Genomic DNA, 1,337 nt, shown 5'->3' with positions numbered 1-1,337 from the left:
CACCCAGATGTTGGCGGTCTCGGCGGACGCCGCCTGCAGGCCGCCGCCGATGACGGCAGCGGCAAGCATCAGCTTGGCAAGCATGGTCTTCACGTTACTCCTCCTCATGGTTCTCCTCCCAGTTTTGGCCACGCCGCCCGGCGGATGCGGGCGCGTGGCCGCGTTGCTTCATTCCGCCCCGCATGACTGACGCACCACCAGCCGGCACGGCAGTTTCCTGATGCCCGGCGCGGCCGGCTGGCCGTCGACGAGCGAAAGCAGGGCGAGCCCGGCCTCGCGGCCGAGCGTCGAAAGATTCATGTCGACGGAGGTGAGCGGCGGGCGCGTCGCCTCGGCCACGATCTGCCAATTGTCGAAGCCGATGACGCCGACATCCTCGGGCACGCGAATGCCGCGCTCGCGCAGCGCGTCGATGACGCCGCGGGCGATCTGGTCGTTGCCGCAGAAGACGCCGTCCGGCCACCCTTCCCTGCCCGCCTTACCGAACAGTTTTGCCACTGCATCATGACCCCAGGCTTCCGACCAGGCGCCGAGGAGCGGCTCGCGCACGGCGAGGCCGTTCTCCTTCAGGACATCGCGATAAGCCTCGGCGCGCGCGTGCACCACGGCAAAACTCGCCGGTCCGCTGACATGGGCGATGCGCCGGCGGCCCAGCCGCAGAAAATGCTCGACCGCCAGCCGCGCGCCGTCGGCATCGTCTGAGACGAGGCCGACCGCGCCGGGATCGGGCTGGGTGAAAGCATAGACGACAGGAATGCGCAGATTGGAGAGATCGACCGGCAGATGGCGGTCGATGCGCTTTCCCGTGGCGACGATGCCGTCGACGCGCTTGTCGAGCATGGCCTCGACATGCAGCTGGCCGAGCCGCTGGTCGTCCTCGACATTGCACAGGAACACCGACACGCCCTTGTCGACCAGCGCATCCGAGACACCGGCCATCAGCGGCAGCGAAAAGCGGCCATAGGTATCGTTGGTGAGCAGCCCGACGGTGAAGGAGCGTTTCCTGAGCAGGCTCTGCGCCAGGCTGTTCGGCCGGAAGCCGAGCAGCCGCGCCGTCTCGCGGATGCGCTCGCGCGTCTCCGCCGTCATCCGCCCCTGCCCGTTCAACGCCTTGGACGCCGTCGCGACGCTCACGCCTGCCGCGGCCGCCACCTCGCGCAGCGTGACCGGCGGCTTGGCGGAAACAGGCGCTGGTTCGGCGTCGGAAGGCATGGGCGCGGCGGATCCCTTGACTGGGAAAAGGTTTTCTCTTACCGCCCTGCGCGGTGATGACGGGTGAGGTCAGGCGGGCGCGAGGCGGGTTGGGAAAAGGTTTTCTCAGGGGGGAAGAGTAGGGG

The 1,337-nt window shown here is 68.3% G+C and carries 1 protein-coding gene; it reads right to left on the bottom strand.

The genetic code is table 11. The features are described 5' to 3' along the window. Window positions 1-168: 168 nt before the first annotated feature. On the bottom strand, window positions 169-1,212 hold the full coding sequence (locus EOA24_RS38120; protein WP_126083153.1) for a LacI family DNA-binding transcriptional regulator: 1,044 nt from the start codon (window positions 1,210-1,212) through the stop codon (window positions 169-171). Window positions 1,213-1,337 lie beyond the last annotated feature (125 nt).

This window comes from Mesorhizobium sp. M2A.F.Ca.ET.039.01.1.1, from assembly GCF_003998035.1.
Classification (GTDB): Bacteria; Pseudomonadota; Alphaproteobacteria; order Rhizobiales; family Rhizobiaceae; genus Mesorhizobium.
The sequence above is the reverse complement of the archived record's forward strand: the minus strand, read 5'-3'. Positions and strand labels throughout refer to the sequence as shown.

What these genes read in the sequence shown, in the direction of transcription:
- EOA24_RS38120 (WP_126083153.1), bottom strand. Translation starts at nt 1,212, where the DNA reads ATGCCTTCCGACGCCGAACCAGCGCCTGTTTCCGCCAAGCCGCCGGTC.